Origin of the sequence: Mycolicibacterium alvei (assembly GCF_010727325.1) — a bacterium.
GTDB classification, from domain to species: Bacteria; Actinomycetota; Actinomycetes; order Mycobacteriales; family Mycobacteriaceae; genus Mycobacterium; species Mycobacterium alvei.
In genome coordinates, this window is record NZ_AP022565.1 from 623,373 (window position 1) to 646,245 (window position 22,873).

A 22,873-nucleotide genomic window follows, 5' to 3' on the forward strand; every position below is an offset into this window, starting at 1 on the left:
CTCATGGCGATGCTTAATCAGACACCTGTCCAGATCGCCTGGGTTACCGCTGATCTGGATGCAACCGAACGGGCACTGACCGCCATGCTGGGGGCGCGACGGTGGGTGCGGATGCCCGCGGTGCATTTCAGCCCGGAGACCTGCCGCCACCACGGCCGGCCGGCCGATTTCGTGGCCGACATCTCGCTAAGCTACGCCGGTGACACCCAGCTGGAACTGATCGCTCCGGTCAGCGGCGAGAGCATCTATGCCGAGTTCCTCGAACGGCACGGCGCGGGTCTGCACCACATCTGCATCGAAGCGGCTGACGCGGAGACGTTCGAGGAGCGGCTGCGCGACGCCGAAGGCGAGGGGACGCCGGTGGTGTGCCAGGGCGAGATGCCCGGGGGAATGAGATTCGCCTACCTGTCGGCCGCAGGCGCCGGGGTGCCCTATCTGGAGATCGCTTACATTCCGCCCGAGATCCGGGCGTTCTTCGAGTATGTGAAACAGGAGCAGCAGTGAAGGAAATCCCCGAGGTGCTAGAGGCCTCCGAGGTCGACGCCATCGAATCCTGGTCCGACGAGTTCGACGTCGTGGTGGTCGGATTCGGCATCGCCGGAGGATGCGCGGCGGTCAGTGCCGCGGCGCAGGGAGCCCGGGTTCTGGTGCTGGAGAAGGCTGCCGCAGCCGGCGGCACCACCGCGATGGCCGGTGGGCACTTCTATCTCGGTGGCGGCACCGCGGTGCAGGAGGCCACCGGGCACCCCGACACCGCCGAAGAGATGTACAAGTATCTGGTCGCCGTCTCGCGCGAACCCGATCTTGACAAGATCCGCGCCTACAGCGACGGTAGCGTCGAACACTTCAATTGGCTTGAGGCACTGGGCTTTCAGTTCGAGCGCAGTTTTTATCCGGGCAAGGTGGTGGTGCCGCCGGGCACCGAGGGGCTGTCCTACACCGGCAACGAGAAGGTGTGGCCGTTCACCGAGCAGGCCGAACCGGCGCCCCGCGGCCACTCTGTCCCCGTGCCCGGTGAACTGGGCGGCGCGGCGATGGTGATCGACCTCCTGCTCAAACGCGCTGAGACGCTGGGCGTCACGATCCGCTATGAGGTCGGGGCGACCAACCTGATCGTCGACGGTGCTGCGGATGACCGCCCGGTGGTCGGGGTGAAGTGGAAGCACTTCGGCGAAACCGGTTGTGTCAAAGCGAAATCGGTCATCATCACCGCCGGGGGATTCGCGATGAACCCCGAGATGGTCGCCGAATACACGCCGGCGCTCGGCAAGAAACGCCGCACCAAGCATCACGGCGAGGTGGAGCCCTACATCCTGGGCAATCCCAACGACGATGGCCTGGGCATCCGGATGGGTGTCGCGGCAGGCGGCGTGGCCAACGGGATGGACCAGTTGTTCATCACCGCCGCGGCCTACCCTCCCGAGGTCCTGTTGACCGGTGTGATCGTCAACAATCAGGGTCAGCGCTTCGTCGCCGAGGACTCCTACCATTCGCGTACCTCGGCGTTCGTCCTGCGACAACCCGATCAGCAGGCCTACCTGATCGTGGATGAGGAGCACATGGAGATGCCGGCCCTGCCGCTCATCAAATTCATCGACGGCTACGAGACGATCGCCGAAACCGAAGAGGCACTGGGCATCCCGGCGGGCAACCTGGCGGCCACCCTGGACCGTTACAACGAGTACGCGGCCAAGGGTGAGGACCCCGATTTCCACAAGCAACCCGACTACATCGCCGAACAGCGCAAGGGTCCGTATGCGGCGTTCGACCTCTCCCTCGGCATCGCCATGTACTCGGGATTCACGATGGGCGGGCTGACGGTCTCTATCGACGGCGAGGTACTGCGGCAGGACGGAAGTGTCATCCCGGGTCTGTACGCAGCGGGGGCCTGCGCGTCCAACATCGCTCAGGACGGCGAGGGCTACGCCAGCGGTGTACAGCTCGGGGAAGGGTCGTTCTTCGGGCGCCGCGCCGGTACGCACGCCGCGACACGTTAAGTCGGCAAGCCGACCGGTGTGAGCTCCCAACGACCGCCGCCGAGCAGTTCCAGGCGACGGTCGTGGAGCCGGTTCACGCTGTCCCGATGGCTGATGCTGACCACGATGCAGTCGGGTAGCTCGCTGCGCAGGGTCGAGTACAACGCGTACTGCTGACCGGCATCGAGCGCCGAGGTGGCCTCGTCGAGGAATACCGCTGCCGGCCTGGCCAGCAGCACCCGGGCGAACGCGATCCGTTGCTGTTCGCCCGGGGACAGCACCTTTCCCCAATCGGTGTCCTCATCGAGGCGAGAGGTCAGATTTCCCAGGGCGACCGCATCGAGCGCGGCCCGGATCTCGTTGTCGCCGTAGGTACCCGCCGGTGCGGGATAACAGACCACGGTGCGGAGATCGCCCAGTGGGGCATAGGGGAGTTGGGACAGGAACATGACCTCACCCTGTTCGGGGTAGCGCACCGTCCCCGATCCGTACGGCCACAGCCGGGCCAGGCTGCGCAGCAGTGTCGTCTTCCCGGTACCGGACGGTCCGGTGATGACCAGCGAATCGCCGGGGGCCAATCGCATGTCGAGGTCGTGCAGCAGCAGCTCCCCATCGGGCGACCGCACCTCGACGTCCTCGAGTTCGACCCCGCCGCAGGCGCTCACCCCGGTATCCAATCGTGGTAGCGCCCTTGCCTGTTCGTTTGCGCTCACCAGTCCGTCGAGGCGAATGATCGCAGCCCGATATCCGGCGAATGCGTCGTACACCGAGCGGAAGAAGCTCAGCGACGTCTGCACCCGGTTGAACGCATTGGCCGACTGCAGGGCGTCGCCGTAGGTGATCTGGCCCGCGAACAACCGCGGCGCCTGAACGATCAACGGGAGCGGATCGATGATCTGGTTGATGGACCGGTTCCAGCCGAGGAACGCCACGCCCCGCAGGACGAGTCGCCGGTAGTTGGTGATGACCTTGTCGAACCGGTCTGACAGCGTGCCACGTTCGGTGCGTTCACCGTGATAAAAGCCGACCGCTTCGGCGCCGTCGCGGACACGCACGAGTGCGTACCGGAATGCGGCGTTGGTCAACGAGTTGCGGAAGGTCAGACGAATGATCGGCCTGCCGATCCAGATCGCCACGACGGTCGTGATCGCCACCCACAGCAGCGCGATCCAGAACAACGCCTTGGGCACGGTGACGCCCAGAAACGTCAAGGGGCCGGACAGATTCCACAGGATCGGTGTGAACGCCACGACCGAGACGAGCGAGTAGACCGACCCGAACAACAGGGTCTGCGCAGTGGCGACGGTCGGTGTGTTGGTTTCGGGTCCGGTGCCGGTGGTGAACACGTCGATGTCCTGCTGGATGCGCTGATCCGGGTTGTCGATCGGAGTTCCGCCGAAGCCGCCGATGAATCGGCCGCGGTAGTAGGCCCGTTGATCGAGCCAGTCGCCGGTGAGTCGGTGGGTGAGCCAGACCCGCCAGCGCACGATGAAGTACTGCATGAGATACAGGTCGAGCAAGGTGCGGGTGATGTCGACGGTCACCAGCAGCCCGAAGATCAGGATGGAATGCCAGAAGCCGTCGATTCCCGAGCTGCGGACCGCGTCGTTTCCCGAACCGGCGCCGGAGAACGCCACCTGCAGCGCCGTGGTCTGGTCGTTGACGTAGTAGCTGAACAGCACATCCATACGCACCGAGAACATCACCGAAAGGAGCAGCACACCCAGCAGTCCCCACACCGGAATGCTTTCGCGGCCAAGGAAATAGCCGCCGGTGACCCGCCAGAACTGACGGCCCCACGTGGTGAGACGCGCCAGCACGGCCACCGCGAAGACCAGGGCCACCGCACCGATCGCCCAGGCCTTGGCGACCCACCACATCGACGCCAGGATCTCGTTGCCCCAGTCCAGAGACTGGGTGAACATCTCCATACTCGGGCAAGTTACCGGGAACTACCGCCTGATCACGGTTGCTTGACCAGGTCGGCCGCGTCGTCGTCGACCTCGCCCAGGCTCCAACGACCCCCACCGTGCAGCTGCAGATGCTTCTCGTGGTGCTGGCCCACGGTGCTGCGATGGGTGACGCTGACCAGGATGGTGTCCGGCAGCTCGGATCGCACCAGCGCGTACATCGTGTACTCCAGGCCTTCGTCCAGAGCGGAGGTGGCCTCGTCGAAGAACACGGCCCGCGGACGGGTCAGCAGGATCCGGGCGAAGGCGATTCGTTGTTGCTCACCGGGGGAGAGCACCTTCGCCCAGTCGGCCACTTCGGAGAGTCGCTGGGAGCACTGCGGCAGTGACACCTTCTGCAGCGCCGCGTGCAGATCCTCGTCCGGGATGCTGCCGGGCTCGGCCGGGTAGGAGACCACCGCGCGCAGATCGCCCAGTGGGACGTATGGCATCTGGGACAGGAACATCGTCTCGTTGGGGTCGACCGGATAGCGGAAGGTGCCGGTGGCATAGGGCCACAGTTGCGCCAGGCTGCGCAGCAGGGTGGTCTTTCCGGCGCCGGACCTGCCGGTGACGATCAGGGTGTCGCCGAGGTCCAGCCGCAGGTCCAGGTTGTCGACCAGCGGCTCGCCGGCCGGGGTGCGCACCTCGACGTCCACGAGTTCGACCAGGCAGTCCTGGCTCGGCTCGACCGTCAACTCCGGCAGCGCCCGGGCCTCTTCATTGGCGATCACCAGGCCATGCAGACGCATCACCGACGCCCGCCAGCCTGCGAAGCCGTCGTAGTTGTTGCGGAAGAACGACAAACCGTCCTGAATGCTGCCGAAAGCCGAGGAGGTCTGCGAGATGTCGCCGAGCTTGATCTCGCCGGCGAACATTCGCGGCGCCTGGATGATCCACGGCAGCGGATTGATGATCTGGGAGATCGAGAGGTTCCAGCCGTAGAACCTCACCGAGCGGTTGATGAACCGCTTGTAGTTGTCGACCACGGGCGCGAACCGCTTGCGCAGCTGCATCCGTTCGGCGGCCTCGCCACGGTAGAACGCCACCGCCTCGGCGGCGTCGCGCAGGCGGACCAGCGCGTACCGGAACGCCGCGTTGAACTTCTCGTTGTTGAACGTCAACCGGATCAACGGCCGGCCGATCCAGAAGGCAATGACGGTCGCGACGAGCACGTAAGCGATACCGATCCAGAACATCGCCTTGGGCATGGTGAACCCGAACATCGTGAGGTCACCGGAGAGGTTCCACAGGATCACGGTGAAGGAAGCCACACTCACGATGGCGTCGATGGCACCGAACAACAGCGTGCTCTGGGTGAAGGTGTTCGGGTTGCTGGGCAGCGGTCCGATGCCGTTGGTGAAGATGTCGATATCGGACTGGATACGCTGGTCGGGGTTGTCGATGGAGTCGTCGATGAAGCGGGTGCGGTAGTAGGCCTTGCGGTCGAGCCAGTCGCCGGTGAGCCGGTCGGTCAGCCAGGCGCGCCAGGCCAACGTGAACCGCTGCATCATGAACAGGTCGAGCATGATCCGGGCGACATGAATCGTGGCCAGGATGCCGAAATGGATGAGGGCCCACCAGAATCCGTCGACGCCGGACTGTTTGACGGCGTCGTTGCCGCCGCCCATTCCCTCGAACGCGGTCTGCGCCGCCGACATCAGGTCGTTGCTGTAGTAGCTGAACAACACCTGTAGCCGGACTCCGGAGATGACCGACAGCAGCAACGCCGACAGCCACAGCCACACCTTGATGCTTTCCGAACCGGTGAAGTACGCCCCGGTGACGCGCCAGAACTGCCGGCCCCAGGTGGTGAACTTCGCGATCAGTACCAGCACGACCAGGGTGGGAATCGCGGTGTAAACCCACACCTTGGCGATCCACAGCAGTGAAACGGCCAGTTCGGCGCCCCAGTTCAGCGAAGGGCTAAACATCTCCATCCGGGCAAAGTACCCCGACGAACTTCGGACAGGCTCGGCCGATCCGGTTCGGTATCGCGCTCGGGGTCACGCTCTGGGGTACTCCGCGTGTCCGCGTACCGTGAACGTGTGTCGAAGACGTCCAGCGCCAAACCGGGCCGCTTGAGCAGCAAGTTCTGGAAGCTACTGGGGGCCAGTACCGAGCGGAACGAGGCCCGGTCGCTCTCCGAGGTCAAGGGTGCAGCCGAGTTCGAAGACAAGGCTGCCAAACTCGACGACGAGCAGCTGACCAAGGCTGCCAAGCTGCTCGAGCTGCAGGACCTGGCCGCATCGGCCGACATGCCGCAGTTCCTGGCGCTGGCCCGCGAGGCTGCCGAGAGAACGACGTCCCTGCGCCCCTTTGACGTACAGCTGCTCGGCGCGCTGCGCATGCTCGCCGGCGACGTCGTCGAGATGGCCACCGGTGAGGGCAAGACCCTGTCCGGGGCGATCGCGGCGGCCGGCTACGCGATCGGCGGCCGGCACGTCCATGTCATCACCATCAACGACTATCTGGCCAAGCGCGACGCGGAGTGGATGGGCCCGCTGCTGGAGGCGCTCGGCCTGACCGTCGGCTGGATCACCGAGGATTCGACGGCCGAAGAACGGCGCGCCGCCTACGGGTGCGACGTGACCTACGCGTCGGTCAACGAGATCGGCTTCGATGTGCTGCGTGACCAGCTGGTCACCGATGTCGCCGATCTGGTGTCACCCAATCCCGATGTCGCGCTCATCGACGAGGCCGACTCGGTCCTGGTCGACGAGGCGCTGGTGCCGCTGGTGCTGGCCGGCACCAGCCACCGGGAACAGCCGCGCGTCGAGGTCATCCGCATGGTGGGCGACCTGATCAGCGGCACGGATTCCTCGGAGAATTTTGCGACCGACGACGACAGCCGCAACGTGCATCTCACCGAGACCGGCGCTCGCAAGCTGGAGGCCCGCCTCGGCGGCATCGACCTGTACTCCGAGGAGCATGTCGCCACCACGCTCACCGAGATCAATGTCGCCCTGCACGCGCATGTGCTGCTGCAGCGCGATGTGCATTACATCGTCCGTGACGGCGCGGTCCACCTGATCAACGCGTCCCGCGGCCGTATCGCCTCGCTGCAGCGCTGGCCGGACGGTCTGCAGGCCGCCGTCGAGGCCAAGGAGGGCATCGAGACCACCGAGACCGGCGAGGTCCTCGACACGATCACGGTGCAGGCACTGGTCAACCGCTATCCGACCGTGTGCGGCATGACCGGTACCGCGCTCGCCGCCGGCGAGCAACTGCGCCAGTTCTACAAGCTCGGGGTGTCACCGATCCCGCCGAACAAGCCCAATATCCGCGAGGACGAGACGGACCGGGTGTACCTCACCGAGTCCGCCAAGAACCACGCCATCGTCGAGCACATCGCGGAGGTGCACGAGACCGGTCAGCCGGTGCTCGTCGGCACCCACGACGTGGCCGAATCCGAAGACCTGCATCGCAGGCTGGTCAAGGCGGGCGTCCCCGCCGTCGTGCTCAACGCCAAGAACGATGCCGAAGAAGCTTCGGTGATCGCCGAGGCCGGCAAGCTGGGCTCCGTCACGGTGTCGACCCAGATGGCCGGTCGCGGCACCGATATCCGGCTCGGCGGGTCCGATGTGGGTGACGACTCGACGGAGAAGGAAAAGGTCGCCGATCTCGGCGGGCTGCACGTGGTCGGCACGGGCCGGCATCACACCGAACGCCTGGACAACCAGTTGCGCGGGCGGGCCGGACGCCAGGGCGACCCCGGCTCGACGGTGTTCTTCTCCAGTTGGGACGACGAAGTCGTGGCTGCCCACCTCGACGACACCAAGTTGCCTACCGAAACCGACGAGGACGGCCGGATCATCGCCCCCAAGGCGGCCGGTCTTCTCGACCACGCACAGCGCATCGCCGAGGGCAGGCTGCTCGACGTGCACGCCAACACCTGGCGGTACAACCAGTTGATCGCCCAGCAACGGGCGATCATCGTGGACCGCCGCGAAACCCTGCTGCGCACCGACACCGCCCGCCAGGAGTTGGAAGCTCGCTCACCGGAGCGTTACGCCACCCTGGCCGAGGAGCTCGGCGAGGACGGCGAGGAGAAGCTGACCAAGATCTGCCGGCTGATCATGCTCTACCACCTCGACCGAGGCTGGTGTGACCACCTGGCGTTCCTCGCCGACATCCGGGAGAGCATCCACCTGAGGGCGTTGGGTCGCCAGAACCCGCTCGACGAGTTCCACCGGATGGCCGTCGACGCATTCGCCTCGCTGGCCGCCGATGCCATCGAGGCTGCCCAGCAGACCTTCGACACCGCGGATTCGATCGAGGACGAACCGGGAATCGATCTGTCCAAGTTGGCGCGGCCGACATCGACGTGGACGTACATGGTCCACGACAATCCACTCAACGACGACACCATGTCGGCGCTGAGCCTGCCGGGTGTGTTCCGCTAGGTTTTAGCCATGGACCATGCCGTGCGCGATCGGGTGCTGACGGTGCCCAACGCGCTCAGCGTGTTGCGCCTGCTGCTCGTGCCGGTGTTCCTGTGGCTGCTGTTCGGTGCGCACGCCAACGGGTGGGCCGTGGCGGTCCTGATGTTCAGCGGGTTCTCCGACTGGGCCGACGGCAAGATCGCGCGCCTCGTCGACAACCAGGCGTCCCGGCTCGGCGAGCTGCTCGACCCACTCGTCGACCGGATCTACATGGTCATCGTCCCGGTCGCCTTGGCGCTGTACGGCGTGGTGCCGTGGTGGTTGGTGCTGACCCTGCTCGGCCGCGACGTACTGCTGGCCGCCACGCTGCCGGTGTTGCGCCGCCGCGGACTGACCGCGCTGCCGGTCACGTATCTGGGCAAGGCCGCCACGTTCGCATTGATGTCGGGCTTCCCGTGGGTGCTGCTCGGACAGTGGGACGCGACGTGGAGTCGGGTCGCTCTGGCCTGCGGGTGGGCCTTCCTACTGTGGGGAGTGGCGCTGTACCTGTGGTCGGCGGTGCTGTATCTGGTTCAGGTGGGCATGGTGGTGCGACAACTCCCCGTGCAACGGGCATGAGCACCCTGGGCGGATACGAGTCGGGGGCCGGGCTCAACGACCATGAGGCCCACGCGCCCACGCGGATCCCGCTGCCGTCACTGCTGCGGTCGTTGTTGTCCGAGCATCTCGACCCCGGCTATGCCGCGGCCGCCGCCGCGCGTGAGGCCGGTGACCGACCGCGCCGAGTCCGGGATTTCGGGTGGTTGTTGGTCGGCGCGGGGGCGATCGCCACGGTGTTCGCCGTGGCCGCCGGCCAGGCCCAGACCGCGGCGCCGGCGGCCCGGGAAGCCCAGCACATCATGGCCGGGCGGGTGCGCGCGGCTCAGATCGGCGCGGACACGGCCAGCGCTCAACGCGACGCGCTGGTCAACCAGGTGGACGCCGAGCGGCGCAGCCTGCTCGGTAGGGACGAGAACGGGCAGCTGTTGCTCGGCAGCCTGGACACCGCCAACATCGAAGCGGCCGCCATCCCGTTGATCGGACCCGGGCTGACCGTGACGGTCACCGATCCCGGCCTGTCCAAAGACCTCAGTGACGTGTCCAAACAGCGAGTCGCCGGCGGCCAGCAGATCATCCTCGACCGGGACCTCCAGTTGGTGGTGAACTCCCTGTGGGCCAGTGGCGCAGAGGCGGTTTCGGTGGGCGGCGTGCGGGTCGGTGCCGGCGTCACGATCAGGCAGGCCGGTGGTGGAATTCTGGTCGACAATCAGCCGATCACGAGTCCGTATGCCATTGTGGCCATCGGACCACCGAAGGGGATGGCCGATGCCTTCGACCGCACCCCGGGTTTGCAGCGGATGCGGTTGTTGGAGACTTCCTACGGGGTAGGGGTGAATGTGAGTGCGGGGGACGGCCTGACCGTGCCCGCGGTGTCGGTGCGAGATGTCAACTTCGCCAAAAAGATTGGATAGGCCGGACGTGCACAGGATGGACCGTTAGATGATCGGGATCGTCGCACTGGTCGTCGGGATCGTGCTCGGGTTGGTGTTTCACCCCAGCGTTCCCGACTTCGTCGAGCCGTACCTGCCGATCGCCGTGGTGGCGGCACTGGACGCGGTGTTCGGGGGGCTGCGCGCCTACCTGGAGCGCATATTCGACGCCAAGGTGTTCGTGGTCTCGTTCGTGTTCAACGTGTTGGTGGCGGCGCTGATCGTGTACGTCGGTGATCAGTTGGGCGTCGGTACCCAGCTGTCGACGGCGATCATCGTGGTCCTCGGCATCCGGATCTTCGGCAACGCCGCCGCGCTGCGGCGCAGGTTGTTCGGCGCCTGACATGAGCGAAGCCGAACCACCACCCCAGGCCGATCCGGACCAGCCCGAGCGTCAGGCCGAGCACCAGGCTGAGCACCATGGCCGCCATGAGATGCCCGCCGACGTCTCGCCGCGCCGGTTCCGGAATCTACGGATCGTGCGTCGTAGCCGTTCGCAGTTGGTGTTCGGCGCACTGGGGGTGCTGTTGTGCCTCCTGCTGGGCATGGCGATCGTGACGCAGGTTCGCCAGAACGAGTCGGGGGATTCGCTGGAGACCGCGCGTCCGGCGGATCTGCTGGTGCTGCTCGATTCCCTGCAGCAACGTGAGGGTTCGCTCAACACCGAGGTGGCCGACCTGCAGCGGACGCTGCAGCAGCTGCAGGCCTCGGGCAGCAGCGATCAGGCCGCGATCGAGAACGCCCAGTCCCGGCTGGAGGCGCTGTCCATCCAGATCGGGACGGTGGCCGCCACGGGCCCAGGGGTGACGCTCACCATAGAGGACAACGCTCCCGGGGTGCCCGCCGAAACCATGCTCGATGTGATCAACGAGCTGCGCGCAGCGGGTGCCGAGGCCATCGAGATCCGCGGTGCAGACCAGCAGCCCGCCGTGCGGGTCGGCATCGACACCTGGATCATCGGCACACCTGGTGCGCTCACCGTGGACGACGTGACGCTGCGGCCGCCGTATTCGGTTCTGGCCATAGGGGATCCGCCGACCCTGGCGGCGGCGATGAACATTCCCGGCGGGGCAATGGACAGTGTCAAGCGTGTCGGCGGCACGATGGTGATGCAACAGGCCGAGCGCGTCGACGTCACCGCCTTGCGGCAACCGAAACAACGCCAATACGCTCAGCCCGTCAAATAGTGCAGCAGCAACCAACCGACCGACCTGAAGGAGCGCCGTGAGCGAGATCCCAGCCGACCTCTACTACACCTCGGAGCACGAGTGGGTAGTGCGTACCGGTGCCGACACGGTGCGCGTCGGCATCACCGACTATGCACAGTCCGCACTCGGCGACGTGGTCTTCGTCCAACTTCCCGACGTCGGCACCGAGCTGGCCGCCGGCGATGCGTTCGGCGAGGTCGAGTCCACCAAGTCGGTGTCGGACCTGTACGCACCCGTGGCAGCGAAAGTCGTTGCGGTCAACGGTGATCTGGACGGCAGCCCGCAACTGGTCAACTCCGACCCCTACGGCGAAGGCTGGCTGGTCGATCTGCGGCTCGAGGAGGGCACGCTCGACGCCGCTCTGGCCGGTTTGCTCGACGCGGACGGCTACCGCGCCGTCGTGACCGAGTGAGGGATTGTTAGGGTTTCGAAGGCCGGTCGCCAGGACCGGTTCGGCTGTACCCGGCGCGCAGATATCTTCCCCATCGGATCCGGCGGTGGTGGACACAACGACGCCTGAAGCGCGGTACGGTCGACGTGAGACCGACGATGGGCTGGGGCCGCGCCGGCCAACGCCACAGCAGCCAGTAGAGGAGCAGCGGGTGACGGAAAAGGACAGCAATTTGGGAGCCGACCAGTCGGAAGACGTGACGGTGGAAACCACATCGGTATTTCGCGCGGACTTCCTGAACGAACTGGACGCGCCCGCAACGGCTGGTTCCGAAGGCGCCGTTTCCGGCGTCGAGGGCCTGCCCGCGGGCTCGGCATTGCTCGTCGTCAAGCGTGGACCGAACGCCGGATCGCGTTTCCTGCTCGATCAGCCGACCACGTCGGCGGGGCGTCACCCGGACAGCGACATCTTTCTCGATGACGTGACGGTCAGCCGGCGGCACGCCGAGTTCCGGTTGGAGAGCAGCGAGTTCCAGGTCGTCGATGTCGGCAGCCTCAACGGCACGTACGTCAACCGCGAGCCGGTCGATTCGGCCGTGCTCGCCAACGGCGACGAAGTGCAGATCGGGAAGTTCCGCCTGGTGTTCCTCACCGGCCCTCGATCTGACGACGACAGCGGCCCCACCAGCTAGCCGATGACTGCCCCCGACAGACCTGCGCTGGCCGGGATGTCGATCGGCGCAGTGCTGGACCTGCTGCGGGGCGACTTTCCGGACGTCAGCATCTCCAAGATCCGGTTCCTCGAGGCCGAGGGCCTGGTCACCCCACAACGCACTGCGTCGGGGTACCGACGGTTCACTGCATATGACTGCGCGCGGTTGAGGTTCATCCTGACCGCCCAGCGTGACCAGTACCTACCGTTGAAAGTGATCAAGGCCCAGCTGGACGCCCAGCCGGACGGTGAGTTGCCGCAGACCGGGTCGGCCTACGGGGTGCCCCATCTGGTCGGGGTGTCCGAGGGCGGCGATGGGCCGGACGGCGCCGCCGGTGTTTCCGCTGTGGCGCCGACGCAGGTCCGGTTGTCCCGTGAAGATCTGTTGACCCGCTCGGGTATCGACGACGAGATGCTCGGGGCGTTGGTCCGCAACGGCATCATCACGGCCGGGCCCGCCGGGTTTTTCGACGAACATTCCGTGGTGATCGCCCAATGTGCGCGGGCGCTGGGTGACTACGGTGTCGAGCCCCGCCACCTGCGGGCATTTCGTTCCGCGGCGGACCGCCAATCCGACCTGATCGCGCAGATCGCTGGTCCGGTGGGTAAGGCCGGCACGGCCGGTGCGCGCGACCGCGCCGACGATCTGGCCCGTGAAGTGGCCGCCCTGGCGATCACGCTCCACACGTCGCTGATCAAGTCCGCCGTACGCGACGTTCTGGATCGCTGAGGACTAGACTCGTTTCGACGGCCAGCTCGTCTAAGTCGGGACCCCTGAGGCGAACTGGCGACGGACGAAGAATCGACGAAACGGCACGGCGGTGCGGAGGGCAGGCACAGATGGCTGAGGTTCGCGTGGTCGGCATTCGGGTGGAGCAGCCGCAGAACCAACCCGTGTTGCTGCTGCGGGAATCCAACGGTGACCGTTACCTACCGATCTGGATCGGACAGTCCGAAGCCGCCGCGATCGCTCTGGAACAACAGGGCGTCGAGCCCGCCCGGCCGCTCACCCATGACCTGATCCGAGATCTCATCACCGCCCTCGGGCATTCGCTCAAAGAGGTACGGATCGTCGATCTGCAGGAAGGCACGTTCTACGCCGATCTGGTCTTCGACCGTGACATCACGGTGTCGGCTCGGCCGTCGGACTCGGTGGCGATCGCCCTGCGTGTCGGCGTGCCGATTTACGTGGAGGAGGCAGTGCTGGCCGAGGCCGGCCTGCTGATTCCCGACGAGAACGATCAAGACGGCGGCACTGGCGGTGTGCCTGAGGACGAGGTCGAGAAGTTCAAGGAGTTCCTGGACAGCGTTTCGCCGGACGACTTCAAGGCCACATGACCGTCACCCGAGCCGCTGTGCCGTCGCAGATCACGGATACGTCTCAACTGGGCATACCGGTGTCGACACGCGGCGCGGGAGTCGATCAAGCCGGAATTCGGGCGCCATACTTTCTTCACAGCGGGCAATCAGGGCTCGGCGGAAAGCGTATGCTCGACACATTCGAGCTCACCGCAAACCGCCGCAGGAGAGATTGCTGCGGCGCAGGACATACAAGTACGGCGCGGGCGAGTTTGATCGGCGAGAGGATTCACAGTGGGTGACACGCCACGGCAGGAAGAGCTGGATCTGACCACCGGGAGCGGCGCGGAGCCGCCTGTCCGGCCAGCTGACGAACCCGTGCAGGGTGGCCTGTTCCCCGACGATTCGGTGCCTGACGAACTGGTCGGTTACCGCGGTCCCAGTGCCTGCCAGATCGCCGGTATCACCTACCGGCAGCTCGATTACTGGGCGCGCACCTCCCTGGTGGTTCCGTCCATCCGGGGTGCGGCCGGTTCGGGCAGCCAACGGCTCTACTCGTTCAAGGACGTCCTGGTCCTCAAGATCGTCAAGCGGTTGCTGGACACCGGTATCTCGTTGCACAACATCCGGGTCGCCGTCGACCACCTGCGCCAGCGCGGCGTGCAGGATCTGGCCAACATCACCCTGTTCTCCGATGGCACGACGGTCTACGAATGCACCTCGGCCGAGGAGGTGGTGGATCTGCTTCAGGGCGGTCAGGGTGTGTTCGGTATCGCGGTGTCCGGCGCCATGCGCGAGCTGACCGGCACCATCGCCGACTTCCCGGGCGAGCGTGCCGACGGTGGCGAGTCCATCCCCTCACCCGAAGATGAGCTGGCCTCGCGGCGCAAGAGCCGCGACCGCAAGATCGGCTGAGGTCCCCCGCGCCTGTTCGCGGACACCGGCGTGCTGCCGGTAGGATTGCCGACGCATCGCCCTCGTGCGGGAGAGCTTCGTGACAGCCAGCCACGGACGCCGAAGGAGCAATACCTCTCCGTCAACCTCTCAGGCACCCAGGACCGCGCCAGGCCCCGATGCCTCTGGAAAGTGGTGCCCGGTGGGCACCCGCCCATGGGGAAAAGCCCAGTTGCGGGGCTGAATCTCTCAGGCGCCCGGACCGGGTCGACGACAGAGGGAGAGGGACTGCTACGACGTCTCAGCACGTCTGCGCCTCAGGAGAGTGTCGTGTCCGACCAGCATCAATCGCGTTTCGCCGATCGTCACATCGGCCCGGACGCCGCCGCCGTTGCCACCATGCTCGAGGTGATCGGTGTGGCCTCGCTCGACGAGCTCGCCGCCAAGGCGCTACCCGTACGCATTCTCGATGCGCTGGGCTCTGACGGGGTCGCCCCGGGCCTGGATGGTCTGCCTGCCCCGGCCACCGAAGAGCAGTCGCTGGCGGAGCTGCGTGCGTTGGCCGATTCCAACACGACCGCCGTCTCGATGATCGGCCAGGGCTACTTCGACACGTTCACGCCCGCCGTGCTGCGGCGCAACATTCTTGAGAACCCCGCCTGGTACACCGCCTACACCCCGTACCAGCCGGAGATCAGCCAGGGCCGCCTCGAGGTGCTGCTGAACTTCCAGACCATGGTGTCGGACCTGACCGGACTCGAGGTCGCCAACGCCTCGATGCTCGACGAAGGTACCGCCGCCGCCGAGGCCATGACCCTGATGCACCGCGCCACCAAGTCCAAGACGAACCGACTGCTGGTCGACACCGACGTGTACGCGCAGACCGCGGCGGTGCTGGCCACGCGCGCGGAGCCGCTCGGCATCGAGATCGTCACCACCGACCTCCGCCAGGGACTGCCTGAGGGCGAGTTCTTCGGCGTCATCGTGCAACTGCCCGGAGCGAGTGGCCGGGTCGACGACTGGACGGGGCTGACCGGCGAGGCTCATGAGCGTGGCGCGCTGGTCGCCGTGGGTGCGGACCTGCTGGCGCTGACGGTGATCACCCCGCCGGGCGAGATCGGGGCCGACGTCGCCTTCGGGACCAGCCAACGGTTCGGTGTGCCAATGGGATTCGGCGGTCCGCACGCCGGCTATCTGGCGGTGCACGCCAAGCATGCCCGGCAGTTGCCGGGTCGGTTGGTCGGTGTCTCCGTCGACGCCGACGGATCGCCGGCGTACCGCCTGGCGCTGCAGACCCGTGAGCAGCACATCCGTCGGGACAAGGCCACCAGCAACATCTGTACCGCGCAGGTCCTGTTGGCCGTGATGGCGGCAATGTATGCCAGCTACCACGGTGCCGAGGGATTGACCGCGATCGCCCGCCGCGTGCACGGCCACGCCGCCTCCATCGCACGTGCGCTCGGTGATGCGCTGGTGCACGACTCGTACTTCGACACCGTGCTGGCCCTGGTTCCCGGACGCGCCGACGCGGTGGTTGCGGCGGCCAAGGCCAAGGGGATCAACCTGTGGCGCGTCGATGCCGACCACGTGTCGGTGTCCTGTGACGAGGCGACCACCGACGAGCATGTGGCCGCGGTTCTGGAGGCATTCGAGGTGGCGCCGGCCGATGTGGCCGGCGACGGCAGTGCCGCGGTGGCGACGCGCACCTCGGAATTCCTGACGCATCCGGCGTTCAACTCCTACCGCACCGAGACCGAGATGATGCGTTACCTGCGGATGCTGGCGGACAAGGACATTGCCTTGGACCGCAGCATGATTCCGCTGGGCTCCTGCACGATGAAACTCAATGCGGCGGCCGAGATGGAGCCGATCACCTGGCCTGAGTTCGGCCGTCAGCACCCGTTCGCGCCGGCCTCGGACAACCCGGGCCTGCGTAAACTGATCGCCGATCTGCAGGACTGGCTCACCGGGATCACCGGCTACGACCAGATTTCGTTGCAACCCAACGCCGGATCCCAAGGTGAGTACGCCGGACTGTTGGCGATCAAGGCCTACCACGTCTCCCGCGGCGACGTCGATCGTGACCTCTGCCTGATCCCGTCGAGCGCGCACGGCACCAACGCCGCCTCGGCCGCACTGGCCGGAATGCGCGTCGTGGTGGTGGCCTGCCGCGAGAACGGCGATGTCGACCTCGACGACCTGCGTGCGAAGATCGCCGAACATGCGGATCGTGTTGCGGCGCTGATGATCACCTACCCGTCGACGCACGGTGTGTACGAGCACGACGTCGCCGACATCTGCGCGGCGGTGCACAGCGTGGGTGGACAGGTCTACGTGGACGGCGCAAATCTCAACGCGTTGGTCGGGTTGGCCCGGCCGGGTCGCTTCGGCGGTGACGTCAGTCATCTGAACCTGCACAAGACGTTCTGTATCCCGCACGGTGGCGGCGGTCCCGGCGTCGGCCCCGTCGCGGTTCGGTCCCATCTGGCCCCGTTCCTGCCGGGCCATCCGTTGGCCGATGAGCTGCCCGACGAGCACACCGTCTCGTCGGCGCCGTACGGGTCCGCGTCGATCCTGCCGATCACCTGGGCCTACATCCGGATGATGGGTGCCCCGGGCCTGCGTGCCGCGACCCTGACCGCGATCGCATCGGCCAACTACGTGGCCCGCCGCCTCGACGAGTACTACCCGGTCCTCTACACCGGGGAGAACGGCATGGTCGCCCACGAGTGCATCCTGGATCTGCGGGGGATCACCAAGGACACCGGCGTGACCGTGGATGATGTGGCAAAACGTCTGGCGGACTATGGCTTCCATGCCCCGACCATGAGCTTCCCGGTGGCAGGCACGCTGATGGTCGAGCCGACCGAGAGCGAGAGCCTGGCAGAGGTCGACGCGTTCTGCGATGCGATGATCGCCATCCGGGCCGAGATCGACCGGGTCGGTTCGGGGGAGTGGTCGGTGGACGACAATCCGTTGCGTGGTGCCCCGCACACCGCTGAGTGCCTGTTGGTGGCCGACTGGGATCATCCCTACACCCGCGAACAGGCCGCCTACCCGTTGGGCAAGGGATTCCGTCCCAAGGTATGGCCGCCGGTGCGCCGAATCGACGGCGCGTACGGCGACCGGAACCTGGTGTGCTCCTGCCCGCCGATCGAGGCGTTCGCGTAGCGCTCCGTCAGGTGGGCACGTTCACCTCAGGCCGATGTGCCGGGGCGGTCTGAACGCGTCTGCCGGTTGCGCGAGCGCCACCGCGATACTGCTGCCGATCGGGCCGTGTCGGTCGAAGAGGGTGGCCGCCCCGGATGCGATACCCTCGCCGCTGTGGTGACTCTGGGCGGCCAGGCCGATGTAGTCGCCGTCGGGCCGGCGACTCAGTGACACGGTGAAGTCTGCGTTGATATAACGCAAACCTCCTGTGCCCCAATGCGTCAGCGCGCTCGTCACATCCCCGGCCAGGGCGAGTCGGGTAAACGGGGTCATCGCGCGGCCGACAATCAGCGGCCGGATCTCCTTCACCCAGGCGAACTTCGGTGCATGGCCCTGTTCCCATTCGGCCGACGTGCCGCCCAGCACGCCGGCCGATCCGCCGGAGCCGTAGGCCCACAGCAGAAATGGCATCTCGATCTCGGGTAGGTGGGAGTCGTCGGGGATCGGCGGCATGCTGACCGGGGCAGACCACACGGTTCCCTCCGGGCGGTCACCCCGGCGCAGAAACACCGCGCTGGCCCGTGACACCACGGTGTCGCGTTGCAGAACCTCCGCGTCGATCACCGTGATGCGCTTGCCCTCCCGCTGCACCGTCGTGCGTAGATGCACCGGCTCCATGAACGTGGGGCGCAGCAGATCGACGGTCAGGCGGGCGGGTTGCAGCGCAGGGTCGGCCTGTGCGTCCTCCACCGCCCAGCCGAGCAGCCCGCCGATGATGTGGCCGCTGACCGTCGACCCCCATGGACCCTGTGCCAACGGTCCGGGCACATAGCTGTCGCCGTCAACAGTGAAGAACGCGTCGGATTCTGGCACCGGGAGGCGGCTCAGCCCAACATCGTGTTGATCGCGGTGGTCAGCTCGGGCGAACTGGAGCTGGAGATGTGTTGGTAGGTGCCGCTACTGGCCTCCGCGACGCCTTCCCAGGTGGCCTTGTCGGAGCCACCGCCGAAGTCGATCACGTTGACCGCGATCGGACGGGCGGGGTCGAATGCGCCGCGGATGTACTCCTGCAGCCCAGCCCCATCCAGGCTCTGGTCGGTGTGCGGTCCGGTGGTGATCACCAGGATCGAATTAGTCTGGCCGTCCAGATATTTCGACAATGCATCGGTGTAGACCATGCGTAGCGTGGTGAACGACACCGCGCCGCCACCCGAGGCGGACTGCTCGTCAAGTGTCGAGGTCAGCACATCGGAGCGGCGCTGTCCGTTGACCGGTTCAGCCAGCGGACCGGTCGAGACCTCGGAACGTCCCTCGGTGCCGTCGAAGGTCCAGAGGCCTACTGCGGCGGTATCCGACAGTGCCTTGACCCGGCTGTCCAGCGCTGCCACCACGTTGGCCAACCGGGACTTGCCGCCCTCCTCGGTCGGCATCGACTGGTCGAGCATGATCGTGACCGCAGGCTTTCCCGACGGCGCGGCGGTGGCGTTGGACAGCGTTACCCGCGTGGCGTTGTCACCGACCGACAACGGCGCGGCGAGCTCAGCGAAAGCCGTGACATCGCTGGACGGTGGCGTTGTCCCCTCGGCGCGGAACCCCGCCTTGGCGAACTCGGCGAGCTGCTCGGGCTTGCGCAGGTAGCGGGCGAACTCGCTGGCTGCGGTGACCTGTTCCTTCTCCAGCCACTCCCCGGACAGCAGCACCGTCGGATAGTCGGCGGTGGCGGTGGGCCCCGGTGGCACCCAACCGGCCAACGAGGACCTGACGTCGTCGATCGAGGTGGCCCGCTGGAACAGTTGCTGCTCAGTGGTGGCCACGGCGTGCACCGGCGCGGTCGCCGGGTCGGAGGCGTTGAGCAACGCGTCGAAGGCGGTGCCCAGCTCGGAGTCGTCGAGTTTGGGCTGCCCCCCGAGCAGACTGCTCACGCCGCTCATACCGGAGGTCGCCGGCGCGCCGGACGGAGCCGTCGCCGCGGCGACAGCCTCGGCGGCCAGGGAGGCGGCGTCACCGTTGCTGTGGGTCGGTAGCGCCAGTTTGAGCGTGCCCCACCCGGGCAGCTTGAGCGCATTCATCGCGGCCGGGCTGCTCTGAAGTTGCGGCAGAGTAGCCCAGGTCTGTTGTGCCAGAGCGTTCTTCAGCTGCGGGCGGACCGCCAGCAGGACCGGTGAGGTCACCAGGGATCGGCTGTCGCTGACAACCTGCGTGCCCGCCGTCGCCTCCAGTCGCGCCTCGGCGATGCCGCTGGCCGGAATCCACAGCGCCGGGCGGTCACCGAGCTCGCTGGGCCAGGTGTTGGCGAAACCACCGACCACACGATCGGAATCGGCAGACTGCACCCGCACCTTGACGCAGCGGTCGCCGACCGGGCTGACCGACTTGTTGTAGGCGTTGGCCAATCCCTCGATGTGTGTCGAGATCGTCGGGTCGGCGATGACGGCGACACCGAGTTCACCGTCGACGCAACGTGCGGCGGCCGCGTCGCTGCGGCCGGCGAGGACATCGCCGAAGAAGTTCCACAGGATCACCGCGCCGACGACGGCCACCACGGTGACCAGTGCGACGATCACACTGACACTGACACCGCGCCGGCCGGACTGCACCGCCCGATGGCTGCCGGTCCACTCACCGCCGTCCCAGTCGCCGCCGTGCTGGCGACCGGACGGGCTGGAGGGCGGCGGCGGTTCGGCTACCGCACCGAACTGGGCGGTGGGCTGCTCGTCGCCGTATTCCGCGTCGTAGTCGTCGGAGTAGCTGCTGCGGTACCCGTCGATGTACTCGTCGTCGTACGAGTCGTCTTCGGCGTAGTCCGATGCCTCGTAGTTCGATTCGGTGCTGTCCGATTCGTCGTAGTCGGCGTACTCCGAGTCGCGGTAGTCGGACTCGTAGTCGTCGTCCCCGTCGGCGTACCCGGGTGCCCGGTACTCAGGCTCGTCCCGGTACGTGGGTGCATCCCGGTAGCCGCGATCGGGCTGACGTCGGGGCGGATCGAAGTCGTCGTAATCGTCGGAGTAGCCGTCGTCCCCGACGTGCCCGTGGTCGGGCTCGTCGGGTGCATCCTCAGGGTCGGGAATGCTGTGCCTGCCCATTCCTAACCCCTGTACGTCTCGCGCCGACTAGTCATCCGGACCCGCCGAAGTCTAATCACTTCCCGGCGGCGCTCGCTTTGAACTCGCGGCGGCGCCGGTGCAGGATCGGCTCGGTGTAGCCGTTGGGCTGTTGGGCTCCGGACAGGATCAGCTCCTGTGCCGCGCCGAACGCGATGCTGGCATCCGGGTTCGGCGCCATCGGCAGATAGTCGGGGTCCCCGGCGTTCTGCTCGTCGACGACCGCGGCCATCCGGCGCAGACTGGCCTTGACGTCCTCTTCGGTGATGATGCCGTGCCGCAGCCAGTTCGCCAGCAGCTGGCTGGAGATCCGCAGGGTGGCGCGGTCTTCCATCAGCGCGATGTCGTGGATGTCGGGCACCTTCGAGCAGCCGACGCCCGCGTCGATCCAGCGGACCACGTAGCCCAGGATCGACTGGCAGTTGTTGTCCACCTCTTCGTGGATCTCTTCGGGTGACCAGCTCAACGAGGAGTCCGCGAGCGGGATCGTCAGCAGATCTTCGATCGTGGCGCGCGTCTTGCCGGTCAGCTCCTTCTGCACCGCCTCGACGTCCACTTCGTGGTAGTGCATCGCGTGCAGGGTGGCCGCGGTCGGTGAGGGAACCCACGCGGTGGTGGCGCCGGCCTTCGGCTGACCGATCTTCTGCTCGACCATGTCGGCCATCAGATCGGTCATGGCCCACATGCCCTTGCCGATCTGAGCCTTGCCGGCCAGGCCGGTGGCCAGACCGGCGTCGACGTTGTTGTCCTCGTAGGCCTTGATCCACGGCTGGGTCTTCATCCCGCCCTTGCGGATCATCGGGCCGGCCTCCATCGAGGTGTGGATCTCGTCGCCGGTGCGGTCCAGGAAGCCGGTGTTGATGAACACCACGCGGTCGGCCGCAGCCTTGATGCAAGCCTTCAGGTTGACCGTGGTGCGACGCTCCTCGTCCATGATGCCGACCTTGAGGGTGCTCGCAGGCAGGCCGAGGACGTCCTCGACACGGCCGAACAGCTCACAGGTGAACGCGACCTCGTCGGGGCCGTGCATCTTGGGCTTGACGATGTAGACCGAGCCGGTGCGGCTGTTCTTCAGCGGGCCATTCGCCTCGTCGTCCTTGAGCCCGTGCATGGCGATCAGTCCGGTGAACAGCGCGTCCTGGATGCCCTCGGGAATCTCGTTGCCGTCGGCATCGACGATCGCGTCGTTGGTCATCAGATGTCCGACGTTGCGGACGAACAGCAGGCTGCGTCCGGGCAGGGTCAGCTCGCCCTCGCCGTCCGGGGTGGTGAAGGTGCGGTCGGGGTTCAGCACGCGGGTGAACGACTTGCCGCCCTTGCTGACCTCTTCGGCCAGATCGCCGCGGTTCAGACCCAGCCAGTTGCGGTAGCCGAGCACCTTGTCGTCGGCGTCGACGGCGGCCACCGAGTCCTCGAAGTCCATGATCGTGGTGATCGCGGATTCCAGCACGACGTCCTTGATGCCGGCGGCGTCGGTGGAGCCGATGGGGGAGTCGGGGTCGATCAGGATCTCGATGTGCAGCCCGTGGTTGGCCAGCAGCACCGACCACTGGGGTTGGCCGAGCTCACCGGTGTAGCCGACGAACTGCTCGGGGGTGGCCAGGCCGGAGGACAACCCGTCGCCGTACTCGACGAGCAGTTGGCCGGCCCCGTCTTCTTGGACGATCTTGAGACCGGTTGCCTCGGCCCAGGTACCCGCGGCCAGCGGCACTGCCTCGTCCAGGAAGTTGCGGGCGTAGGCGATCACCTTGTCGCCGCGGACCTTGTTGTACCCGGTGCCCTTCTCGGCGCCGTCGTCCTCGCTGATGACGTCGGTGCCGTACAGCGCGTCGTACAGCGAGCCCCACCGGGCGTTGGCGGCATTGAGCGCGAAGCGGGCGTTGAGGATCGGCACCACGAGCTGCGGGCCCGCGGTCGAGGTGATCTCGTCGTCCACGCCGGCGGTGGTGATGGTGAAGTCGGCAGGCTCGGGCAACAGGTAACCGATGTCGATGAGGAACTGCTTGTAGGCCTCGGGATCGACCGGCTCGAGCACATGAGAGCGGTGCCACTTGTCGATCTGCGCCTGCAGATCATCGCGACGGGCCAGCAGGTCCTGATTCTTGGGGGTGAGGTCAGCGACAACCTTGTCCACACCGGACCAGAAACTGTCCGGGTCGACGCCGGTGCCCGGCAGTGCCTCGTTGGTGATGAAGTCGTGCAGGACCTGTGCCACGCGCAGGTTTCCGACAGTCACGCGATTGGTCATGCGCGTTTCCTCCCTCGGCTCCAGGCCCCGTG

Annotated in this window: 18 protein-coding genes and 1 riboswitch; of the genes, 13 read left to right on the plus strand and 5 right to left on the minus strand. The window is 66.6% G+C overall.

The annotated features are described in order from the left end of the window. Positions 1-9 precede the first annotated feature (9 nt). Positions 10-504, plus strand: a complete 495-nt coding sequence (locus G6N44_RS02905) for a VOC family protein (protein ID WP_163660958.1) — start codon at positions 10-12, stop codon at positions 502-504. Then, positions 501-1,997, plus strand: coding sequence for an FAD-binding protein (locus G6N44_RS02910; protein WP_163660960.1), 1,497 nt, complete (start codon positions 501-503; stop codon positions 1,995-1,997). The genes G6N44_RS02905 and G6N44_RS02910 overlap by 4 nt, the downstream gene beginning before the upstream one ends. Here the strand turns inward: G6N44_RS02910 and G6N44_RS02915 are convergent. Both G6N44_RS02915 and G6N44_RS02920 read right to left on the minus strand, forming a co-directional pair. Further along, positions 1,994-3,907, minus strand: coding sequence for an ABC transporter ATP-binding protein/permease (locus tag G6N44_RS02915; protein ID WP_163660962.1), 1,914 nt, complete (start codon positions 3,905-3,907; stop codon positions 1,994-1,996). The two genes, G6N44_RS02910 and G6N44_RS02915, sit on opposite strands and share 4 nt — an antisense overlap. Before the next feature lie 32 nt (positions 3,908-3,939). Next, positions 3,940-5,865, minus strand: coding sequence for an ABC transporter ATP-binding protein/permease (locus G6N44_RS02920; RefSeq protein WP_163660964.1), 1,926 nt, complete (start codon positions 5,863-5,865; stop codon positions 3,940-3,942). A gap of 108 nt (positions 5,866-5,973) precedes the next feature. On the opposite strand from G6N44_RS02920, the gene secA2 reads away from it, so the two are divergent. The 11 genes from secA2 to gcvP all read left to right on the plus strand — a co-directional run bounded on the left by secA2 (position 5,974) and on the right by gcvP (position 17,513). Continuing rightward, positions 5,974-8,331 carry an accessory Sec system translocase SecA2 gene (gene secA2, locus G6N44_RS02925; protein ID WP_163660966.1) on the plus strand — a complete coding sequence of 786 codons (2,358 nt, stop codon included), beginning with the start codon at positions 5,974-5,976 and terminating at the stop codon, positions 8,329-8,331. Positions 8,332-8,340: 9 nt separating this feature from the next. Continuing rightward, positions 8,341-8,928 carry a CDP-alcohol phosphatidyltransferase family protein gene (locus tag G6N44_RS02930; RefSeq protein ID WP_163660968.1) on the plus strand — a complete coding sequence of 196 codons (588 nt, stop codon included), beginning with the start codon at positions 8,341-8,343 and terminating at the stop codon, positions 8,926-8,928. Beyond that, on the plus strand, positions 8,925-9,821 hold the full coding sequence (locus tag G6N44_RS02935; RefSeq protein WP_163660971.1) for a DUF881 domain-containing protein: 897 nt from the start codon (positions 8,925-8,927) through the stop codon (positions 9,819-9,821). The genes G6N44_RS02930 and G6N44_RS02935 overlap by 4 nt, the downstream gene beginning before the upstream one ends. A 28-nt stretch (positions 9,822-9,849) precedes the next feature. Beyond that, positions 9,850-10,182 carry a small basic family protein gene (locus G6N44_RS02940; RefSeq protein ID WP_036449743.1) on the plus strand — a complete coding sequence of 111 codons (333 nt, stop codon included), beginning with the start codon at positions 9,850-9,852 and terminating at the stop codon, positions 10,180-10,182. A gap of 1 nt (position 10,183) precedes the next feature. Continuing rightward, positions 10,184-11,026 (plus strand): DUF881 domain-containing protein, encoded by an 843-nt coding sequence (locus G6N44_RS02945; RefSeq protein WP_163660973.1) that lies wholly within the window; start codon positions 10,184-10,186, stop codon positions 11,024-11,026. Between the two features lie 37 nt (positions 11,027-11,063). After that, the gene (gcvH, locus tag G6N44_RS02950) at positions 11,064-11,459 is read left to right on the plus strand and encodes a glycine cleavage system protein GcvH (protein WP_163660975.1); all 396 of its coding nucleotides are present in this window, start codon (positions 11,064-11,066) and stop codon (positions 11,457-11,459) included. A 190-nt stretch (positions 11,460-11,649) separates the two neighbouring features. Then, complete coding sequence (gene garA / locus G6N44_RS02955) at positions 11,650-12,129, plus strand: glycogen accumulation regulator GarA (RefSeq protein ID WP_163669525.1); 480 nt, start codon at positions 11,650-11,652, stop codon at positions 12,127-12,129. Between the two features lie 3 nt (positions 12,130-12,132). Further along, positions 12,133-12,879: a transcriptional regulator FtsR gene (gene ftsR / locus G6N44_RS02960; protein ID WP_163660976.1), complete on the plus strand. Its 747-nt coding sequence runs from the start codon at positions 12,133-12,135 to the stop codon at positions 12,877-12,879. A 110-nt stretch (positions 12,880-12,989) separates the two neighbouring features. Continuing rightward, entirely contained in the window at positions 12,990-13,487 is a 498-nt protein-coding gene (locus G6N44_RS02965; RefSeq protein WP_163660978.1) for a bifunctional nuclease family protein, read from the plus strand. Between the two features lie 255 nt (positions 13,488-13,742). Next, positions 13,743-14,363, plus strand: coding sequence for a MerR family transcriptional regulator (locus G6N44_RS02970; RefSeq protein ID WP_163660980.1), 621 nt, complete (start codon positions 13,743-13,745; stop codon positions 14,361-14,363). Positions 14,364-14,420: 57 nt separating this feature from the next. Continuing rightward, positions 14,421-14,519, plus strand: a riboswitch (glycine riboswitch). A gap of 153 nt (positions 14,520-14,672) precedes the next feature. Beyond that, positions 14,673-17,513, plus strand: coding sequence for an aminomethyl-transferring glycine dehydrogenase (gcvP, locus tag G6N44_RS02975; RefSeq protein WP_163660982.1), 2,841 nt, complete (start codon positions 14,673-14,675; stop codon positions 17,511-17,513). Between the two features lie 21 nt (positions 17,514-17,534). Here the strand turns inward: gcvP and G6N44_RS02980 are convergent, their stop codons facing one another. Genes G6N44_RS02980 through G6N44_RS02990 form a run of 3 tightly spaced genes read right to left on the minus strand, consistent with a single transcriptional unit; the run spans position 17,535 to position 22,841 of the window. After that, the gene (locus G6N44_RS02980) at positions 17,535-18,365 is read right to left on the minus strand and encodes a thioesterase family protein (RefSeq protein ID WP_163660983.1); all 831 of its coding nucleotides are present in this window, start codon (positions 18,363-18,365) and stop codon (positions 17,535-17,537) included. 11 nt (positions 18,366-18,376) lie between these two features. After that, on the minus strand, positions 18,377-20,575 hold the full coding sequence (locus tag G6N44_RS02985) for a substrate-binding domain-containing protein (protein WP_163660985.1): 2,199 nt from the start codon (positions 20,573-20,575) through the stop codon (positions 18,377-18,379). 55 nt (positions 20,576-20,630) lie between these two features. Beyond that, a complete protein-coding gene (locus tag G6N44_RS02990) occupies positions 20,631-22,841 on the minus strand; it encodes a malate synthase G (protein ID WP_163660987.1) in 2,211 nt (736 codons plus the stop codon). Positions 22,842-22,873: the final 32 nt, after the last annotated feature.

Bases quoted from the DNA above. Each gene is read 5' to 3' on its own strand.
- G6N44_RS02965 (WP_163660978.1), top strand. From the start codon at position 12,990: ATGGCTGAGGTTCGCGTGGTCGGCATTCGGGTGGAGCAGCCGCAGAAC.
- ftsR (WP_163660976.1), top strand. From the start codon at position 12,133: ATGACTGCCCCCGACAGACCTGCGCTGGCCGGGATGTCGATCGGCGCA.
- G6N44_RS02985 (WP_163660985.1), bottom strand. From the start codon at position 20,575: ATGGGCAGGCACAGCATTCCCGACCCTGAGGATGCACCCGACGAGCCC.
- G6N44_RS02945 (WP_163660973.1), top strand. From the start codon at position 10,184: ATGAGCGAAGCCGAACCACCACCCCAGGCCGATCCGGACCAGCCCGAG.
- G6N44_RS02940 (WP_036449743.1), top strand. From the start codon at position 9,850: ATGATCGGGATCGTCGCACTGGTCGTCGGGATCGTGCTCGGGTTGGTG.
- G6N44_RS02915 (WP_163660962.1), bottom strand. From the start codon at position 3,907: ATGGAGATGTTCACCCAGTCTCTGGACTGGGGCAACGAGATCCTGGCG.
- G6N44_RS02935 (WP_163660971.1), top strand. From the start codon at position 8,925: ATGAGCACCCTGGGCGGATACGAGTCGGGGGCCGGGCTCAACGACCAT.
- G6N44_RS02920 (WP_163660964.1), bottom strand. From the start codon at position 5,865: ATGGAGATGTTTAGCCCTTCGCTGAACTGGGGCGCCGAACTGGCCGTT.
- G6N44_RS02905 (WP_163660958.1), top strand. From the start codon at position 10: ATGCTTAATCAGACACCTGTCCAGATCGCCTGGGTTACCGCTGATCTG.
- G6N44_RS02930 (WP_163660968.1), top strand. From the start codon at position 8,341: ATGGACCATGCCGTGCGCGATCGGGTGCTGACGGTGCCCAACGCGCTC.
- G6N44_RS02990 (WP_163660987.1), bottom strand. From the start codon at position 22,841: ATGACCAATCGCGTGACTGTCGGAAACCTGCGCGTGGCACAGGTCCTG.